We start from the raw sequence: 1,813 nt of genomic DNA on the forward strand, positions 1-1,813 counted from the left end.
CCACCGCCGTTCCGGCGGCAAGCAGCGACAGCATGCGGTCGGCGCCGCTCCTGGCCACCGTTTCCTCGATCTTTGCCAGCGAGCAGACATGGATCATTGTTTCGAACCCTTCGATTGAAGCTCGCGCCGCGACGCCCATTCGGCAAGAACGGTCTCGAGCCGCTGCCATTCCTCCTCACTCCCCGGCAGGCCGGCGCGCAGAACGTCAGGCCGATCGGCAAAATGGCGAAGCAGAATGCCGCGCCCGCCGAGCGCGGCAAACAAATCGGCAGCATGCGGTAGGCGAAGAAAACGGAACAGCGTGGTGCCACCCATAACGGGAATACCGAAGCGGCCGAACAGCGCATCGAGCCGCGCCGATTCATCAGCCAGCGCCGCCCGCATCGCGTCCTGCCAGCCGATATCGGCAAGCGCGCGAATGCCGTATTCCAGCGCCGGGCCGGCGACGGCCCATGGCCCGAATTGTGTTTCCAGCCGTTCGACCGTCACAGGATCGGAAAGCGCAAAACCGAGCCGCAGGCCGGCCAGACCAAAGAACTTGCCGAACGAGCGCAGCACGACGACGCCGCCCTGGCCGACATCGCCGCAGAGGCTATGCTCGCGCGGCCCAACATCCATGAACGCCTCGTCGACAACCAGCAGCCCGCCCTTGGCGCGCAATCCGGCAGCCAGAGCCAGCAACCGGTCGCGCGCGATGACACGTCCATCTGGATTGTTCGGATTGACCATGATGGCAAGGTCGGCGTCCGCCAGGTCAGCGAAATCGCCGACCTCGGTCACCGCGTGCCCGGCGATCACTGCTGCGCGGGCATGTTCGGCGTAGGTCGGACCCAGCACCAGCGCCCTTCCGGGGGTAATCAGCGAGGCGACGCGCGGCAACAGGATCTGCGTGCCCGGTGCCGCCACGATATTGGCTGGCGACGGCGCCCCATAGGCACTGGCAGCGATCTCTGTCAGCTCACGCGTGCGCGCGGCTTCCGGCAACCGCGACAGCGAGGTGGCGGGCAGGTCGAAAAGCGGGTAGGAGTGCGGATTGATACCGGTCGAGAGGTCGACGAATGGCAGCAGGGCGTTGGGGAAAAGCGCCCTCGCGCGGCCAAGACTTCCACCATGGTCCACAACCGCCCCATTAAGAAGCTTCATGTCAGTCCTGATCGCTTTCCTGTCATTGGCCGTCGAATTCGCCCTCGGTTACCCCGATTGGCTGTTTCGCGCCATCGGCCATCCGGTGACGTGGTTCGGCAGGCTGATATCCTTTCTCGACCGCAGGCTCAACCGCGCCACTGATCCCGACGCGCTGCGTCGCAAGCGTGGTGTCCAGGCGCTGCTGGTCATCGTGCTGGTGCCGGCGATAATTGGCCTGGGCGTGCAGATCCTGTTCTGGTTCGTTCCCATGGGCCTGGTCATCACTGCCCTTCTGGCAACGTCGCTTCTGTCGCAGAAGAGCCTCTATGAGCATGTCGAGGCTGTGGCGGACGCGCTCGACACCGGTGGCCTCGCTCTGGCCCGCCTTGCCGTTTCGCGAATCGTCGGCCGCGACCCTGAAACGCTCGACAGGGCCGGCGTCTGCCGCGCCGCGATCGAGAGCCTGGCTGAGAATTTCTCCGACGGCATCGTCGCCCCCGCCTTCTGGACCGGCGTCGGCGGCCTGGCCGGCGGCGCCGCCTACAAGGCCGCCAACACCGCCGATTCGATGATCGGCCACCGCACCCCGCGCCACGAGGCCTTCGGCTGGGCGGCGGCGCGCTTCGACGACTGGATCAATCTGCCGGCGTCGCGGCTGACGGCGCTGCTGATCGTGCTGGCGGCGTTC

2 protein-coding genes and 1 pseudogene are annotated in these 1,813 nt (G+C 66.3%); 1 reads left to right on the forward strand and 2 read right to left on the reverse strand.

Features of this window, described 5'->3' with window-relative positions; translation table 11 throughout:
- Nucleotides 1-97 (reverse strand): annotated as a pseudogene (locus EN906_RS38605) (protein tyrosine phosphatase); the annotation flags it as partial.
- Nucleotides 94-1,143, reverse strand: a complete 1,050-nt coding sequence (gene cobD, locus EN906_RS32895; protein WP_127272558.1) for a threonine-phosphate decarboxylase CobD — start codon at nt 1,141-1,143, stop codon at nt 94-96. The pseudogene EN906_RS38605 and the gene cobD, both read right to left, overlap by 4 nt.
- On the opposite strand from cobD, the gene EN906_RS32900 reads away from it, so the two are divergent.
- Nucleotides 1,142-1,813, forward strand: a 672-nt coding sequence (locus EN906_RS32900) for a CobD/CbiB family cobalamin biosynthesis protein (protein WP_164777559.1), incomplete at its 3' end; no start/stop codon positions are given. The two genes, cobD and EN906_RS32900, sit on opposite strands and share 2 nt — an antisense overlap.

Source organism: Mesorhizobium sp. M7A.F.Ca.CA.004.06.1.1, from assembly GCF_003999135.1.
In the GTDB taxonomy this organism is placed as follows: Bacteria; Pseudomonadota; Alphaproteobacteria; order Rhizobiales; family Rhizobiaceae; genus Mesorhizobium.

Bases quoted from the DNA above. Each gene is read 5' to 3' on its own strand.
- cobD (WP_127272558.1), bottom strand. From the start codon at position 1,143: ATGAAGCTTCTTAATGGGGCGGTTGTGGACCATGGTGGAAGTCTTGGC.